Annotated in this window: 12 protein-coding genes; 3 read left to right on the top strand and 9 right to left on the bottom strand. The window is 71.3% G+C overall.

The window, feature by feature from the left end:
• Positions 1 to 37 precede the first annotated feature (37 nt).
• Genes LWP59_RS25025 through glyA form a run of 8 tightly spaced genes read right to left on the bottom strand, consistent with a single transcriptional unit; the run spans position 38 to position 9527 of the window.
• Entirely contained in the window at positions 38 to 652 is a 615-nt protein-coding gene (locus LWP59_RS25025) for a Clp protease N-terminal domain-containing protein (RefSeq protein WP_144633995.1), read from the bottom strand.
• A gap of 49 nt (positions 653 to 701) precedes the next feature.
• Positions 702 to 3146: a GcvT family protein gene (locus tag LWP59_RS25030; RefSeq protein WP_144633992.1), complete on the bottom strand. Its 2445-nt coding sequence runs from the start codon at positions 3144 to 3146 to the stop codon at positions 702 to 704.
• A 31-nt stretch (positions 3147 to 3177) separates the two neighbouring features.
• Complete coding sequence (locus LWP59_RS40455) at positions 3178 to 3387, bottom strand: serine dehydratase beta chain (protein WP_144633989.1); 210 nt, start codon at positions 3385 to 3387, stop codon at positions 3178 to 3180.
• The gene (locus tag LWP59_RS25045) at positions 3384 to 3980 is read right to left on the bottom strand and encodes a sarcosine oxidase subunit gamma (RefSeq protein ID WP_144633986.1); all 597 of its coding nucleotides are present in this window, start codon (positions 3978 to 3980) and stop codon (positions 3384 to 3386) included. Before LWP59_RS25045 ends, LWP59_RS40455 begins: the two co-directional genes overlap by 4 nt.
• Entirely contained in the window at positions 3970 to 6819 is a 2850-nt protein-coding gene (locus tag LWP59_RS25050) for a 2Fe-2S iron-sulfur cluster-binding protein (RefSeq protein WP_186383059.1), read from the bottom strand. Before LWP59_RS25050 ends, LWP59_RS25045 begins: the two co-directional genes overlap by 11 nt.
• Complete coding sequence (locus LWP59_RS25055; protein ID WP_144633980.1) at positions 6816 to 7094, bottom strand: sarcosine oxidase subunit delta; 279 nt, start codon at positions 7092 to 7094, stop codon at positions 6816 to 6818. The genes LWP59_RS25050 and LWP59_RS25055 overlap by 4 nt, the downstream gene beginning before the upstream one ends.
• Positions 7095 to 7113: 19 nt before the next feature.
• Positions 7114 to 8343, bottom strand: coding sequence for a sarcosine oxidase subunit beta family protein (locus LWP59_RS25060; RefSeq protein ID WP_144633977.1), 1230 nt, complete (start codon positions 8341 to 8343; stop codon positions 7114 to 7116).
• The gene (gene glyA / locus LWP59_RS25065; protein WP_144633974.1) at positions 8340 to 9527 is read right to left on the bottom strand and encodes a serine hydroxymethyltransferase; all 1188 of its coding nucleotides are present in this window, start codon (positions 9525 to 9527) and stop codon (positions 8340 to 8342) included. The genes LWP59_RS25060 and glyA overlap by 4 nt, the downstream gene beginning before the upstream one ends.
• 65 nt (positions 9528 to 9592) lie before the next feature.
• Between glyA and LWP59_RS25070 the strand changes: the two genes are divergently transcribed.
• The gene (locus tag LWP59_RS25070) at positions 9593 to 10258 is read left to right on the top strand and encodes a GntR family transcriptional regulator (RefSeq protein ID WP_229858011.1); all 666 of its coding nucleotides are present in this window, start codon (positions 9593 to 9595) and stop codon (positions 10256 to 10258) included.
• Between the two features lie 151 nt (positions 10259 to 10409).
• On the opposite strand, the gene LWP59_RS25075 is transcribed toward LWP59_RS25070, so the two are convergent.
• Positions 10410 to 10985, bottom strand: coding sequence for a TetR/AcrR family transcriptional regulator (locus LWP59_RS25075; protein ID WP_144633971.1), 576 nt, complete (start codon positions 10983 to 10985; stop codon positions 10410 to 10412).
• A gap of 165 nt (positions 10986 to 11150) precedes the next feature.
• Between LWP59_RS25075 and LWP59_RS25080 the strand changes: the two genes are divergently transcribed.
• Positions 11151 to 12614: an aldehyde dehydrogenase family protein gene (locus tag LWP59_RS25080; RefSeq protein WP_144633968.1), complete on the top strand. Its 1464-nt coding sequence runs from the start codon at positions 11151 to 11153 to the stop codon at positions 12612 to 12614.
• 37 nt (positions 12615 to 12651) lie between these two features.
• Complete coding sequence (gene betA, locus LWP59_RS25085) at positions 12652 to 14343, top strand: choline dehydrogenase (RefSeq protein WP_144633965.1); 1692 nt, start codon at positions 12652 to 12654, stop codon at positions 14341 to 14343.
• Positions 14344 to 14363: the final 20 nt, after the last annotated feature.

A 14363-nucleotide genomic window follows, 5' to 3' on the forward strand; every position in this document is an offset into this window, starting at 1 on the left:
GAAGTCGCACCGACCTGAGTGCGGACCGGCGTTGAGATCAGCCGACCAGCGCCGTGGCCTCGGCGAGGAGGGCGGCCGGGTCGGCCCCCAACCCGGAAATCACTTGCGTCGCCGCTTCGTCCGATTCCCTGAGCAACGCCAGGAACAGGTGCTCGGGGGTGACCACGCTGTGCCGGCGTTGGCTCGCCGTGAACGTCGCCTTCTCCAGGATCGCCTTGGCGGCCGCCGTGAACGGAAGGTGACCCGGAAGGGGCCCCTGGCCCCTGCCCTCCCACCGTTCGACCTCCGCGCCCACGCGAGCGTGCGTGATCCCGGCGGTGAGCAGGGCCCCCGCGACGCGGGTGCCGTCCTGCCGGGTGAGGGCGAGCAGGAGGTGTTCGGCACCGATGTGGCGGTGCGCGAGCCGGCAGGACTCCGCCTGCGCGAGCACGACGGTCCGGCGCGCGTCGTCGCTGAACCGCTCGAACATCCGTCCAGGATGACAGGAACTCGACGGAAAGCCCAGGACGAGCCGGTCGGCCGTTTCGGGTGGCCGGCAGGCCCCCGTCGAGGTAGAGGTCGTGGGCGTCCCGCGATTTGGGCTGTCGCCGACCAGGCCCGGATGCAGGGCCTTGACCAGGCCGGTGATGCCGGCGTTGAACGTCGTGACCATCGTCGAGCCCGGATACGGACGTTCCTCGGCGCCGGTGCGCCGGTGGAAGTCACCGCCGGATGCGGGTCATCTCGGGGTCCACCAGGGGCTCCGCCTGAACCGTGGCCGGGACGCGGCGGCCGAAGTACTCGATCCCGACCTGGCTGCCGACCTCCACCGAGGGCGGGAGCCACGCGTAGGCGATCGGGCGCGAGATCGTGTAGCCGTACGCGGCGCTGGTGACGTAGCCGGCGCTCCTGCCGTCGACGAACACCGGTTCCTTGCCCAGCACCACGGTGCGCCCGTCGTCGACCGTCAGGCAGCGCAGGCGTCGTACGGGGGTCCGCTTCCCGATGGCGGCGCGACCGGTGAACTCCCCCTTGCCCGGACGCACCGCGAAGTCCAGCCCGGCCTCGTGCGGGTCGTGCTCGGTCGTCATGTCGGTGCCCCACAACCGGTAGCCCTTTTCCAGCCGCAGACTGTTGAACGCGGCGCGTCCGGCGGCGATGACGCCGAGTTCGCGGCCGGCCTCCCACAACGCGTCCCACAACCGCGCCCCGTTGTCGGCATCGGTGTAGATCTCCCAGCCCAGCTCGCCGACATAGGACAGCCGCATGGCGGTGACCGGCACGCCGGCGATCCTGGCCCGCCGCGCCCGGAAGTACTTCAGGCCCTGGTGCGAGAAGTCCTCCCGGGACAACGGTTGCACGAGGTCGCGGGCCTGCGGGCCCCACACCCCGACGCAGCACGTGCCCCCGGTGATGTCGCGGACGAACACCCCGGGCGGGCTGTTCTTTCGGAAGTGGTCCAGATCGATGCCGCCGTTGATGCCGACCTGGAACACCTCCGGCTCCAGCCGCGCCACCGTGACGTCGCTGCGGATGCCGCCCGCCTCGTCCAGCATCAGCGTGTAGGTGACGGAACCGACCGACTTGTCCAGCTGGTTGGTCATCAGCCCCTGCAGGAACCCCAGCGCGCCCGGGCCGGCGATCTCGACCCGCTTGAGCGGGGTCATGTCGTACAGCGCGACCCGGTTGCGGGTGTGCCATGCCTCGGCCGCGACGACCGGCGAGTGGAACTGCGCCGCCCAGGCATCGCGCGCGGGCGGCAGCGCCTCGTGCGGCAGGCGCTTCAGCAGCGGTGCGTTCGCCTCGAACCAGTGCGGCCGTTCCCAGCCACCCGCTTCCAGGAACACCGCGCCCAGCTCACGCTGCCGGGTGTGGAACGGGCTGACCCGCAGGTCGCGTGGCGAGAGCCGGGGCTGCAGCGGGTGCAGGACGTCGTAGATCTCGACGAAGTTCTGCTGGGAGGTCTCGCTCACGTACTCCGGTGCGAGCTGCACGTCCTCGAACCGGTGCACGTCGATCTCGTGCAGGTCCGTTTCCGCGTGCCCGTGCACCAGCTGCTCCGCGACCGCCTTGGCGATGCCGGCGGAGTGCGTCACCCAGATCGCCTCGGCGATCCAGAACCCGCGCACGTCCGCCGACTCCCCCACCAGCGACTGGCCGTCCGGGGTGAACGAGAAGATCCCGTTGAACCCCTCCTCGACCTTGGTCCGGCGCAGGGCGGGCAGTAGCAGCTTGCTCTCCTCCCACGACGGCACGAAGTCCGCCTCGGTGAACGGGAGCATCGAGGGCATCGAGTCCGCGGTGACCTCGTCGTCCAGCTCGCGCAGGTCGGCCGGCATCGGGCGATGCGCGTAGGAGCCGATCCCGAGCCGGTCGACGTGCTCACGGAAGTACAGATCCTGGTCCTGATGGCGCAAGATCGGCAGGCCCGCCTCGGACTCCTCGCTGTTGCGCCCCACGAGTTCGGCCACCTGGCCCGTCTTCGCGTACTGGTGCGCCAGCGGCAGCAACGGCACGTCCACGCCCGCCATCGCGCCGATCTCCCGGCCCCAGAACCCGGCGCAGGACACCACGATGTCGGCGGCGAACTCACCCTGGTCGGTCCGCACGGCGGTGACCCGGCCGCCGGACTGCCGTATCCCGGTGACCCGGGTGGCGCCGAGGAAGGTCGCGCCCCGCGAACCGGCGCGGCGGACAAGAGCGACCACCGCGCGCGAAGCGTTCGCCAGCCCGTCGGTCGGCACGTAGAGCGCGCCGAGCACCCGCGAACCGTCCAGCAGTGGCCACCGCTCGACGCACTCGTCGGTGTCGACCAGCCGGCTCTCGACACCCCATGACGTCGCCCAGCCGTGCTTGCGCTTGAGGTCCTCCCAGCGCGCGGGCGTGGTCGCCACCTCCATGCCGCCGACCTGGTTGAAGCACGGCGCGCCGTCGGCTTCGAGCGAGCAGAGCTTCTCCACGGTGTAGCGCGCGAACTCCGTCATCGCCTTGGACGCGTTGGTCTGGAACACCAGGCCCGGCGCGTGTGAGGTCGAGCCGCCGGTGAGCGGCAACGGCCCCTGGTCGAGCACGGTGACGTCGGTCCAGCCGCGGGCACACAGCTCGTCGGCGAGGTTCGCCCCGACGATGCCGGCGCCGATGATCACGACACGAGGTGCGGCAGCCATGGGAACTCCCTGGTGTGGTGGGGAAAGGTGGTCAGCGGAGGACGACGGTGCGGTTGCCGTTGAGCAGCGCCCGCCGTTCGCAGTGCCGGCGCACCGCGCGGGACAGGGCCAGCGCCTCGGCGTCACGGCCCACGGCGGTCAGCGCGTCCACAAAGGACCGCGCGGCGAGCATCGGGCCGACCGGGTGCGAGCTGGACGGTCCGCTGCCGATCTTGAACAGGTCGAAGACGGACAGACTCATGTCCGCTCCGTCCGGTACTCGGCCGCGGCGTCCACCAGCCAGGCCGCGAGGTACGGGGCGAACGACTGGCGGACCAGCAGCGTGAACTCGTCGTCCGCGCGCACGAGCAGCGTGATGCCCGTGCGCGCCAGCAAGGTCTGCACGCAGGTCCCGGCGGGCGCGGCTCGCGGGTGCAGGTCGATCGCGCAGCCGTGGGCGAGCACGTCCCGCACCGCGGGACCGGCCAGGGACAACGTGGTGCGCTGGGCGGACACATCGACCACGGCGCTCGCTGTCCCGTCGAGAGCCTGACGCAGCAGGCTCTCCAGTTCCGGCTGAATCCCGGGCGCTGCCATGACCAGGTACTCGTCGGGGCCCAGCCACGCCACGTCGACCGCACCGGCCCGGCCCGTGCCCGACGCGAAGGTGCAGGGCTGCCGGGGCAGCCCGGTGCCGAGAACTTCGCCAAGCGCAGCCATCGGCGCGCGCGAGCGGACGCGGAGCGAGAGGTGCGTCAGGAACGGCTGCTCGGCAATGCTCAGCGCGGGAGCCAGCTCGCCCAGCCGCGTGGCCCACTCCCCGAGCGGCGCGCGGCGCGGGGTCTCAACCGTCACGGCGGGCTCCTTCCTTGTCGAACAGCACGGAGCCGGTGACGGTCACCGGCACCACCTCGTCGCCGACCGGCACGTAGAGCGTTTCGCCGATCCGGCCGAAGCCGGACCGCACGAGCGCCAGTGCGAAGGTGCGCCCGAGCGCCGCGCTGGAGTAGCTCGACGTCACGTGGCCGAGCATCCGCACCGGCGGCTCCGGCAGGTGGTCGGACTCGATGATCTGCGCGCCCTCCGGCAGCAGCACGGCCGGATCCTCGGGCAGCAGGCCGACGAGCTGTTTGCGGTCGGGCCGCAGGTTCTCCGGACGGGAGAACGAGCGCTTGCCGACGAAGTCGGCCTTCTTCTTCGACACCACCCACGACATCCCGAGGTCCTGCGGGGTGACCGTGCCGTCGGTGTCCTGCCCGATGACCGGGTAGCCCTTCTCGGCTCGCAGCACGTGCATGGTCTCGGTGCCGTACGGGGTGATGCCGTAGGGCTCGCCCGCGGCCAGCAACGCGTCCCACAGTGCGCCCGCGTACCAGCACGGGACGTTGATCTCGTACGCCAGCTCACCGGAGAAGCTGATCCGGCACACCCGGGCGGCGATCCCGGCCACCTCCGCGTCCTGCCAGCTCATGAACCCCAAGGCCGCGTTGGCGACGTCGAGACCGGGCGCCACCGCGCCCAGGACCTCCCGTGACAGCGGCCCCACCAGCGCGATCGTGGCCCAGTGCTCGGTGACCGAGGTGGCGAACACGTCGAGGTCCGGCCATTCGGTCTGCAGCCACTCCTCCATCCAGTCCAGGACCGTCGCCGCGTTGCCGGTGGTCGTGGTGACCAGGAACCGTTCCTCGGCGAGCCGGATGACGGTACCGTCGTCGATCACCATGCCGTCGAGTCCGCAAAGGACGCCGTAGCGGATGCGGCCGACCCCCAGCGTGCTCATCATGTTCGGGTAGAGCCGGTCGAGGAACACCGTGACGTCGGGCCCCTGGAGATCGATCTTGCCGAGCGTGGAGGCGTCCATCATGGCCACGCCGGTCCGGGCGGCGCGGCACTCGCGAAGCACCGCGGCGTGCAGGTCCTCCCCCGGCCGCGGGTAGTACCAGGGCCGGTGCCACTGGCCGACGTTCTCGAACACCGCGCCGTGCGCCTGGTGCCGGGGGTGGATCGCGGTGACCCGCACCGGGTCGTGCAGCTCACCCCGGTTCCGGCCGGCGAGCGCGGCGAAGGCGACCGGCGTGTACGGCGGGCGGAACGTGGTGGGCCGCCCCCGCGCCAGGTCGGTGCCCAGGGCGTCCGCGACGATGCCCCCCGCCAGCATGCCGGACGTCTTGCCCTGGTCGTGCGCGGTGCCGATGGTGGTGTACCGCTTGATGTGCTCCAGCGAGCGCAACCCGGCCCCGGTGGCGCGCAGGACATCCGAGACCGTGGCGTCCCGTTGCAGGTCCACGAACCGGGTGTCGGGTTCCGGCGCCGCGCCGGGGACCAGCCACCGGACCGCGGGCGGGGTCTCCTCGGGCCGGGCGTCGGAGGCAGGCAGCGCGAACCGGGGTGCCGGGGTGAATCCCGTGGCGGACAATGCTTCCTCCGCCGCGTCCCGGCCTTCCCGCACGCAGCTCGCGAAGTCGAGCGCGCCGGACGCGGCGCCGGCGACCCGCATGGCCGGGAGCACGCCGGCGGGCACATACGCGCCGAGCCCGGGGGCGTACTCCAGCTGTCCCCGGGCCTGGCTGAACAGGTGGACGGCCGGGTTCCAGCCGCCGGCGACCAGCAGCAGGTCACAGTCCACACGCGACTTCCCAGCACCGTCGAGAGACGCGGTCCGCGCGGCCGCGATCCGCTCCTCGCCGTCGGTTCCGACCACCGCGTGCCCGGCTCGCACCTCGATACCGCGCTCCGCGCACACATCGGTCCAGGCGGTGGCGGCGTCCGGGCGAGCGTCGAGGATCAGCGGCACGTCGACGTCCGCGTCGGCGAGATCGAGCGCGGCCGCGTAGCCGCTGTCGTTCGTGGTGAACAGCACCGCGCGGCGGCCGGGCAGCACCGCGTACCGGTGCAGGTAGGTCCGGGCGGCGCCGGCCAGCATGATGCCGGGCCGGTCGTTGTCGGCGAACACCACCGGTCGCTCGTGCGCACCTGTCGCCAGCACGGTCTGCTTCGCCCGGATCCGCCAGACGCGCTGGCGCGACACGTGCCGCGGGGCAGCGGCGCCGAGGTGGTCCGTGCGGCGTTGCAGTGCCAGCACGAACCCGTCGTCGTAGGCGCCGAAGGCGGTGGTCCGCTCCAGTACGAGGGTGCCGGGCAGCTCGCGCAGCTCATCGGCCACCGTCCGCGCCCATTCGACGGCCGGTTTGCCGTCCAGGTGCTCGTTCGACCCGAGGAGGGCGCCGCCCGGTTCCGGCTGGTCGTCGACGAGCACCACCCGCGCACCGCCGCGGGCGGCGGTCAGCGCGGCGACCAGACCGGCCGGGCCGGCGCCGACCACGAGGACATCGCAGTGCACGTGCTTGCCGTCGTAGCGGGCCGGATCGGGCTGGGCGGCCAGCCGTCCCTGCCCGGGCAGACCCCGGGCGACCAGCCCGTCGAACAGCTCGACGGTGGTCGCGCCGAGCATCGGCTCGGGAACCGGTTCCTCCAGCTGCACCAGCGCGTTCGGCTCCTCGGCGCCCGCGGACAGGATGCCGCGCGGGCGGCCGAACCGGATGCTGGTGGCGACCTGGTGCACGCCGTTCGCCAGCAGCGCCGACGCCAGCGTGTCACCGCGGTAGCCGGTCAGCCTGCGGCCGTCGAAGGTGAACCGCAACGGGGTGTCCCGGTCGATCAAGCCCCCGGAGGGGGTGCGATGGGTTTCGTTCACGAGATCACCGGCCGGGGTTCGTCGATGCGGTACACGGCGAGCAGGTCGTGGGTCCGGGTGTCGCGGACGGCGTTGAACCAGCGCCGGCACCCGGCGCTGTGGCTCCACCGTTCAGCGAAAGGACCTTCGGGGTTGGCACGGAAGAACAGGAAGCGGGCCCACTCCTCGTCCGAGAGGGCGGACGGGTCCTGCGGGTAGCCGATATGCGCCTGCCCGCCGTAGTGGAACTCGGTTTCCTCCCGGGGCCCGCACCACGGGCATGGGATGAGCTGCATGGGAAGCCTCCTCTCCTGCTCAGTGCGCGACGGCTGCGGCGCCGTGCTCGTCGACGAGGGCGCCGGTGACGAACCGCTCGAGGGTGAACGGTTCGACATGGGGATGGGGCTTGTCCTTGGCGATGGTGTGGGCGAAGCAGTCGCCAAGGCCGGGGGTCGCCTTGAACCCGCCGGTGCCCCACCCGCAGTTGAGGTAGAGCCCCTGCACCGGCGTCAGCCCGACGATGGGCGAGGCGTCCGGAGTCACGTCGACGATGCCGGCCCAGGTGCGCAGCAGGTGTGCGCGCGCGAAGATCGGGAACAGCTCCAGTGCGGCGGCCATCTGGTCCTCGATGATGTGGAACGAGCCGCGCCGGCCGTAGCCCTGGTAGCTGTCGACCCCCGCGCCCATCACCAGCTCGCCCTTGTGCGCCTGCGAAACGTAGACGTGCACCGCGTTGGACATGACCACGGTGGGGTGCACGGGTTCGAGCAGTTCGGACACCAGCGCCTGCAACGGGTGCGAGGCCAGTGGCAGCTCAAGGCCCGCCAGCGCGCCGACCACCGACGAGTGCCCCGCGGCGCACAACGCGACCCTGCCCGCCGCGATCCGGCCACGGCTGGTCTCGACACCGGCGATCCGGCCGCGGACGATCTCGAAGCCGGTCACCTCGCAGTTCTGGATGAGGTCCACACCCAGCACGGTGGCCGCGCGGGCGAACCCCCAGGCGACGTAGTCGTGCTTCGCGATGCCCGCACGCGGCTGGTAGGTGCCGCCCAGCACGGGATATCGCACGTCCGGCGAGGTGTTGACGATCGGGCAGAGCTCCTTGACCTGCCCGGGATCGACCCATTCGGCGTCGATCCCGTTGAGCCGGTTGGCGTTCACCCGGCGGACGCTGTCGCGCACGTCCTGCAGACCGTGGGCGAGGTTGAGCACGCCCCGCTGGCTGAACAGGATCGGGTAGTCCAGCTCGTCCTCGAGCCCCTCCCACAGTTTCAGCGAGTGCTCGTAGATCCCGGAGCTTTCGTCCCAGAGGTAGTTGGAGCGGATGATGGTGGTGTTGCGGGCCATGTTCCCGCCGCCAAGCCAGCCCTTCTCCAGCACCGCGACGTTGGTGATGCCCTGCACCTTGGCCAGGTAGTAGGCGGTGGCCAGGCCGTGCCCGCCACCGCCGACGATCACGACGTCGTAGGCGGGCTTCGGGTCGGGGTTGTCCCAGAGGAAGTCGGGGTCCTCCGGCAGGTCCGCGCCGGGTGCCCGGCTCATCGGGCGGCCCCCAGGCCGGGGCAGAGCGGGAAGCGGGCCGTGAGCCCGGCGACACGGGCGCGCAGCGAGCCCCTGATGCCGGAGGTGACCATCGGCGGGCGCGGATCGAACGGCACCGCGTTGCGGTTCACCGCGATACCGACGTCGTGCAGCCGGTCCTCCGCCTGCCTGCCGTCCACATCGGACTCGCGCAGGTCCGCCAGTACGAGGTGCACGTCGGTGCCCCCGGTGAGCACCGAGATGCCGGCCGCGCTCGTGTCCGTGGCGAGCAGCCGTTCGGCCGGCATCCCGGCGCCGCGCAGAATACGTCGTTGGCGCTCGGCGAACGCGGGTTCCGCGGCCATCTTGAAGGCGGCCGCCTTCGCCGCGACGACGTGCTCCAGCGGGCCGCCCTGCTGCCCCGGGAACACCGCGGAGTTGACCTTCTTGGCGACTGCCTCGTCGTTGCTGAGGATCACGCCGCCGCGGGGGCCGCCGAGCGTCTTGTACGTCGTCGTGGTGAAGTGGGCATACGGCACCGGCGAGGGATGCAGGCCGGCTGCCACCAACCCGGCGAAGTGCGCCATGTCCACCAGCAGGTAGGCGCCGACCTCGTCGGCGATCTCCCGGAACCGGGCGAAGTCCAGCTGCCGGGGATAGGCCGGCCAGCCGGCGAGGATGAGCCGGGGCCGGTGCTCGCGAGCCACCCGGGCGACCTCGTCGAGGTCGATCCGGGAGTCCTGTTCGGACACTCCGTAGGCGGCCACGTCGTAGCGGCGGCCGGAGAAGTTGATCCGCATGCCGTGGGTCAGGTGCCCGCCGTGGTCGAGTGCGAGGCCCAGGATCCGGTCCCCCGGCTGCAGCAGCGCCGCCATCGCCGCCGCGTTGGCCTGCGCGCCCGAGTGCGGCCGCACCTTGGCGTACGCGGCCCCGAACAACGCCTTGACCCGGTCCAGCGCGAGTGATTCCAGGACGTCGATGTGCTCGCAGCCGCCGTAGTAACGCCGGCCCGGGTAGTACTTGTTGGTCAGCACCGAACCCTGCGCCTCCAGCACGGCGTTGGGCGCGAAGTTCTCGCTGGCGATCATCTCCAGGGTCGACTGCTGACGAGTCGGCTCGGCCTCGATCGCCACCGCCACGCCGGGGTCGTAGTCCCCCAAGGCGCGGTCGAGCACCGACTCGTGCCCGCCGATGGTCGTGGTCATCCCGACTGCCTCCGATGCGGCTGGCCAACTTCTGATATATCAGATGTGGATGTACGGTAAGCGCCGTGCACGTACAGGTCAACACGGAGATTCCGGGCGGCAGGCGCTCGCTCGCGGAGCAGGCCTACCTGTTCATCCGGGATCGGCTGGTCATGCTCGACATCGCTCCCGGCGAGCCGATCAACGAGGAATGGCTCGGCGGCACCCTCGGCATGGGCCGGACCCCCATCCGCGAGGCGCTCAAACGACTGGAAGCCGACCGGCTCGTCGTCGCCTTCCCGCGGCGCGGCACCTTCGCCACCGAGGTCAACATCTCCGATCTCGCGCACATCTCCGAGGTCCGCCGGACACTCGAACCGGTGGCGGCCGCCGCCGCCGCCGAACGGGCGACGGCGGCCGACCACGCAACGCTCACCGCGTTGCGCGAACTGCTGGAGACCAGCGAGGACTCCGGCGACAACGCCGACCTGCTGCGGACCGACCTGGAACTGCACCGGTCGCTCTACCGGTGCGCGCACAACCCGTTCCTGGAGGACACCCTGGTGCACTACGACAACCTCGCGACGCGGATCTGGTGCCTTTTCGCGCCCCGGCTGCGCGGGATGGCGGGCCACGTGCACGAGCACGCCCCGCTGCTCACGGCCGTCATCGAGGGTGACCCGAAGAAGGCCGCGGACCTGGCACTGGACCACGTGACCGGCTTCGAGCGGGCCGTGCGGACACTCATCTGACCCGGCGCCTCACGCCGTCTCGCCGAGCCTCGCCCGGACCCGGTCGTGGAACTCCCCGATGTGGTGCTCGCTGGGCGACGTGTCAAGACGGAAGTTCGACCACCGCCGAGTAGGCCGGACTTCTTGTCCCGTCAGGGTTTCCGTTCGAGGATCAGGCTCCCGGGCCCGCGATGGCCCGGCGGACGAGCGCTTCGACCTGCGCGGCCGACGGGCGCGGGTCGGCCAGTACCGCCTGGAGCACCAGGCCGCAGAAGAGCCCGGCGAGCAGCCGGCCGGTGAGCGCGTCGGTGCGCGAGCCGAACAGCTGGGTCAGCGCGGCGTCCCAGGCGGCGGTCGCGGCACGCAGGCGGGGGCGGCGCAGGGCGGCGACGTAGAGGTCGTACTCGACCACGGTCTGCGGGTACTGCTCGTGGAGGTAACTCATCACCAGCTCGCTCAGCGCGGCCGCGAAATCCGTGTCCGGCGGCAGGTTCTCCTCCCATTCGCGCAGCACCCGGACGTTGTTCGCGGCCGCCTCGTGCAGCGCCACCTCGAGCAGGTCGTCGAGGGTGGCGAAGTGGTAGGTGGTGGACCCGAGCGGGACCCCGGCGGCCGCCGCGACGGCGCGGTGGGTCAGCCCGTCGATCCCCCGCTCGGCGACCACCTGGATGGCCGCACGAGCGATCCGGATGCGCCGTTCCGGGTCGTTGGGCCCGCGCCGCCGACCAGTGGTCCCGTTCGTGGTCATGACCCCCGCTCCTTCACCGGACCTGCCGGCGTCGCGATCGTCTCACGCCCCGTCCGGAGGCTGACTATGGACACATGTACACGTTTAGCGTACAAATGTACGCACTTGCCGGGGCACGGACCACGGCACCTCGTCGTCCGCCGTCATGAACTGCAGGAAGGGCCCATGAAGGACCTTCACATCAACGGAACCTGGCTGGAACCGGCGAACGGCGCCACCGCACCGGTCCTCAACCCCTTCGACGGCGAAGTCCTGGAGACGGTGTCGGTCGCCGGCCCGGAGGAGATCGCCGCGGCGGTCACGAGCGCCAGGAACGCCTTCGACGGCCCATGGCGGGGAACCTCGTCGGCGGAGCGGGCCGCACTCCTCACCGCGGTCGCCGAACTGTTGACGCGTGACCGCGAGGAGCTGGCGCGCATCGAGAGTCTCGACACCGGCAAGACGCTGGCCGAAGGCCGCATCGACGTCGACGACGTCGCGGCCGTCTTCCGGTACTACGCCGCGCTGGCCGGCACCAAGGCCGGCCGCGTGGTGGACACCGGCAGGCCGGACGCGATCAGCCGGATCGTGTACGAGCCGGTGGGTGTCTGCGCCCTGATCGCACCCTGGAACTTCCCGCTGCTGCAGATGTCGTGGAAGGTCGCGCCGGCGCTGGCCGCGGGCGACACCATGGTCCTCAAGCCCAGCGAGGTCACCCCGCTGTCCACGATCCGGTTCGTCGCGCTGCTGGAGGAGGCCGGGACACCGCCCGGCGTGGTCAACCTCCTGCTCGGGCCGGGCGCCGTGGGCGCCGCACTGGTCGAACATCCCGGGGTCGACCTGATCTCCTTCACGGGCGGCCTCGCCACCGGCGAGAAGATCATGGCCGCCGCGGCGCGCGGGGTGCGGCGGGTGGCGCTCGAGCTCGGTGGCAAGAACCCGAATGTCGTGTTCGCCGACGCCGACTTCGACACGGCCGTCGACTACGCGCTGGCCGCCGCGTTCGTCCACTCCGGACAGGTGTGCTCGGCGGGCGCCCGGCTGATCGTGCAGGACGGCGTGCACGACGAGTTCGTGGCCGAGCTGGCCGAGCGCGCGGAGAAGATCCGGCTCGGCAGCGGGCTGGACCCCGCCACCGAGACCGGGCCGCTGGTGTCGGCCGGGCACCGGGCCAAGGTCGAGGGTTACATCGCGAGCGCCCTCGAGGAGGGCGCCGTGCTGCGTGCGGGCGGCGACAGGCCGGTCGATCCCGCCCTGCGCAAGGGATTCTTCCTGCGTCCCACGGTGCTGGGCGACTGCACCCGGGAGATGCGGGTGGTGCGCGAGGAGGTGTTCGGGCCGGTGGTCACCGTCGAGCGGTTCGGCACCGAGGCCGAGGCGATCGCGCTGGCGAACGACACCGACTACGGGCTGGCCGGGGCGGTGTGGACGACGGACGGCGCTCGGGCGCAACGGGTGGCAGGCGCGCTGCGGCACGGCACGGTGTGGATCAACGACTACCACCCGTACCTCCCGCAAGCCGAATGGGGCGGCTTCGGCAAGTCGGGCATCGGCCGGGAGCTGGGGCCGTCCGGGCTCGACGAGTACCGCGAGGCCAAGCACATCTACCACAACATCGATCCCACTCCTCAGCGCTGGTTCAAGGGCTGACCCGGCCCCGAACTCCCGTCCCAGAAGGAGCGACCACATGACCGAGACCTACGACTTCATCATCGTCGGCGGCGGGTCCGCGGGCTGCGCAGTCGCGAACCGGCTCTCCGCCGAGCGCGCGAACAAGGTGCTGGTGCTCGAAGCGGGGCGCAGCGACAGCAAATGGGACGTGTTCATCCACATGCCCGCGGCGCTGACCTTCCCGATCGGCAACCGGTTCTACGACTGGGGTTACCGCAGCGAGCCCGAGCCGCACATGAACCGCCGCCGGGTCTACCACGCCCGCGGCAAGGTGCTGGGCGGGTCGAGCAGCATCAACGGGATGATCTTCCAGCGCGGCAACGCGATGGACTACGAGCGCTGGGCCGCCGACCCCGGAATGTCCTCTTGGGACTACGCGCACTGCCTGCCCTACTTCGAGCGGATGGAGAACTGCCTGGCCGACAACGGCAGCGGCTACCGCGGCCGCTCCGGGCCGCTGGAGCTGGAACGCGGGCCGGCGACCAACCCGTTGTTCACCGCCTTCTTCGAGGCGGCCGAGCAGGCCGGCTACCCGCGCACCGACGACGTCAACGGCTACCGGCAGGAGGGCTTCGCGCCGTTCGACCGCAACGTGCGGCGCGGGCGGCGGCTCTCGGCGGCGCGGGCCTATCTGCATCCGGTCCTGGACCGGCCGAACCTCACGGTGTGGACGCGCACCTTCGTGTCGCAGATCCTCTTCGACGGCACCCGCGCGGTGGGGGTCGAGTACAGCCAGGGCCGCGGGCCGACGCGCGAGGTCTACGGCAAGGAGATCATCCTGTGCGGCGGGGCGATCAACACTCCGCAGCTGCTGCAGCTCTCCGGTGTCGGCAACGCCGCCGAACTGGGTGCGCTCGGGATCGACGTCGTGCAGGACCTGCCAGGGGTCGGCGAGAACCTGCAGGACCACCTGGAGGTCTACATCCAGTACGCCTGTAAGAAGCCCGTGTCGATGATGCCGTCGCTGGCGAAGTGGAAGCGGCCCTTCATCGGCGCCCAATGGCTGTTCCTGCGCTCCGGCCCGGGAGCCACCAACCACTTCGAGGGCGGCGGCTTCGTCCGCAGCAACGACGAAGTCGGCTACCCGAACCTGATGTTCCACTTCCTGCCGGTCGCCATCCGTTACGACGGCACGTCCCCGGCCGGCGCGCACGGCTATCAGGTGCACGTCGGCCCGATGTACGCCGACACCCGCGGCTCGGTCAAGATCACCTCGACGGATCCGCGGAAACACCCGGCCCTGCGGTTCGACTACCTGTCCACGGAGAACGACCGGCGGGAGTGGGTCGAGGCGGTCCGGGTGGCGCGGAACATCCTCAACCAGCCCGCGTTGGCCGAGTACAACGGCGGTGAGATCTCGCCGGGGCCCGACGTGGAGACCGACCAGCAGATCCTCGGCTGGGTCGCCCGCGACGCCGAGACCGCCCTGCACCCCTCGTGCACGGCCCGAATGGGCGTGGACGACCGGTCGGTGGTCGACCCGGAGACCATGCGGGTGCACGGGACCCAGGGCCTGCGGGTCGTCGACGCCTCGGTGATGCCCTACATCACCAACGGCAACATCTACGCCCCGGTGATGATGACGGCGGAGAAGGCGGCGGACCTGGTCCTGGGCAACACGCCCCTGCCACCGTCGAAGCAGCCCTTCTACCAGCACAAGCCGGCTCGCCCCGGGTCGGCGCCGCGGCGTGGTCGACGGCCCGCGTGAGCGCGGGCGTCAAGGCTTGA

Origin of the sequence: Amycolatopsis acidiphila (assembly GCF_021391495.1) — a bacterium.
Taxonomy (GTDB): domain Bacteria; phylum Actinomycetota; class Actinomycetes; order Mycobacteriales; family Pseudonocardiaceae; genus Amycolatopsis_E; species Amycolatopsis_E acidiphila.

Excerpts from the sequence above, each read along its gene's own strand:
- LWP59_RS25080 (WP_144633968.1), top strand. The coding sequence starts at position 11,151 with ATGAAGGACCTTCACATCAACGGAACCTGGCTGGAACCGGCGAACGGC.
- betA (WP_144633965.1), top strand. The coding sequence starts at position 12,652 with ATGACCGAGACCTACGACTTCATCATCGTCGGCGGCGGGTCCGCGGGC.
- LWP59_RS40455 (WP_144633989.1), bottom strand. The coding sequence starts at position 3,387 with ATGAGTCTGTCCGTCTTCGACCTGTTCAAGATCGGCAGCGGACCGTCC.
- LWP59_RS25060 (WP_144633977.1), bottom strand. The coding sequence starts at position 8,343 with ATGAGCCGGGCACCCGGCGCGGACCTGCCGGAGGACCCCGACTTCCTC.
- LWP59_RS25075 (WP_144633971.1), bottom strand. The coding sequence starts at position 10,985 with ATGACCACGAACGGGACCACTGGTCGGCGGCGCGGGCCCAACGACCCG.
- LWP59_RS25025 (WP_144633995.1), bottom strand. The coding sequence starts at position 652 with ATGGTCACGACGTTCAACGCCGGCATCACCGGCCTGGTCAAGGCCCTG.
- LWP59_RS25030 (WP_144633992.1), bottom strand. The coding sequence starts at position 3,146 with ATGGCTGCCGCACCTCGTGTCGTGATCATCGGCGCCGGCATCGTCGGG.
- glyA (WP_144633974.1), bottom strand. The coding sequence starts at position 9,527 with ATGACCACGACCATCGGCGGGCACGAGTCGGTGCTCGACCGCGCCTTG.
- LWP59_RS25055 (WP_144633980.1), bottom strand. The coding sequence starts at position 7,094 with ATGCAGCTCATCCCATGCCCGTGGTGCGGGCCCCGGGAGGAAACCGAG.